2 protein-coding genes are annotated in these 1329 nt (G+C 75.7%); one reads left to right on the plus strand and one right to left on the minus strand.

Annotated features, from left to right (window positions below; all coding sequences use genetic code 11):
* Positions 1-329: 329 nt before the first annotated feature.
* Complete coding sequence (locus tag AAHZ94_RS34190; RefSeq protein WP_349997574.1) at positions 330-953, minus strand: GntR family transcriptional regulator; 624 nt, start codon at positions 951-953, stop codon at positions 330-332.
* Positions 954-1146: 193 nt separating this feature from the next.
* On the opposite strand from AAHZ94_RS34190, the gene AAHZ94_RS34195 reads away from it, so the two are divergent.
* Positions 1147-1329: hypothetical protein (locus AAHZ94_RS34195; RefSeq protein ID WP_349997575.1), on the plus strand; the 183-nt coding region annotated here is incomplete at its 3' end.

Raw genomic sequence — 1329 nt, forward strand, 5'->3', positions numbered from 1 at the left:
GCCCCGTCGCCTGCACGGCCCGCCGTCGGTGACGGCGCGCCACCGGCGCCGGGCCACGGCGCGGTCGACCCGGCGGGCGGGGCACCGGGGGGACCGGCGGACGGGAACGCCGCTTGTCCCACCGGCGAGTAGAGCAAGGCGTCTCCACGGCTCACCGGGCGTCGGGGACGGCGGCCGGAGCGGCGGTGGAGGGCACGGTGGCGCCAGGGCGGCGCGTCGCCATCGGGAATGCCCACGCGGTTGGTGCGTGTGCGGGCGCGGGTGCGGACGCGACGAGGGGGCCGCCGCGCCGTGACAGCGGAGCGTGCGGATGGCCCCCGGGGGAGAGTTCAGACCCGCGGTGCGCAGCTCAGGACGTGGGTGCGGATGAGTTCGCCGATGCGGGGGTCGCGTCGGCGGAAGGCGTCCACCAGGTCCTGGTGTTCCTGCGCGTGCGAGCGCGGTTCCGGGCTGAGCCAGCGGATGGACAGCGTCGTCCACACCTCGACGCCCAGCGACTCCCAGGTGTGCAGCAGGACGCTGTTGCCGGCGGCTCGTACGATCTCGCGGTGGAAGGCGACGGTGTGCCTGACCTGGGCTTCTCCGTCCGGGGCGCGGTCCGCCTCGCACAGCGCCGCCACCTCGCGCTCCAGGGCCGTGGTGTCGTCGGCCAGCCGGTCAGCGGCGAGCTCCGCGGCCACCTGCTCAAGCCCGGCCCGAACCGGATAGCTCTCCTTCAGGTCGGCCGCGGTCAGACTGCGTACGCGTACGCCCTTGTTGGGTGCCGATTCGATCAGCCGCAGGGACTCCAACTCGCGCAGCGCCTCGCGGACCGGGGTCTGGCTGACCTCAAGTTCGACGGCGATGTGGCGCTCCACGATCCGCTCGCCCGGCTGCCAGCGTCCGCTGATGATCCCCTTCAGGATGTGCTCGCGGATCTGCTCGCGCAGCGAATGGACGACGGGCGGGGTCATGGTGGTGCCCTACCTTTCCGAAGTGGGTTCAGGCACCGTGCGCAGGACGGGGAGGGCACGGTGAACGACGGCCATTATCTCGGTAACGGGGCACCGGGGACCCCGCGGCGGTCCCGGGACGGACCTCTGGCGGCCCCCGGGCACCTGACGACGGCCCGGCGACAGGCGGCAGCGGCCCCGTACGGCGAGACCCGTGAGCGAGGCCGCGTACGCCACATCGCCCACCATCCCCGCCACTCCTGCGCGACGCCGTCCCACCAGCGACCGTCCACCGCTGACCGGCCCCCGGCCCCCCTCGGCGGCCCCCCCCCCCCCCCCCCCCCCCCCCCCCCCCCCCCCCCCCCCCCCCCCCCCCCCCCCCCCCCCCCCCCCCCCC

It is taken from the genome of Streptomyces sp. HSW2009 (assembly GCF_040240285.1).
Classification (GTDB): Bacteria; Actinomycetota; Actinomycetes; order Streptomycetales; family Streptomycetaceae; genus Streptomyces.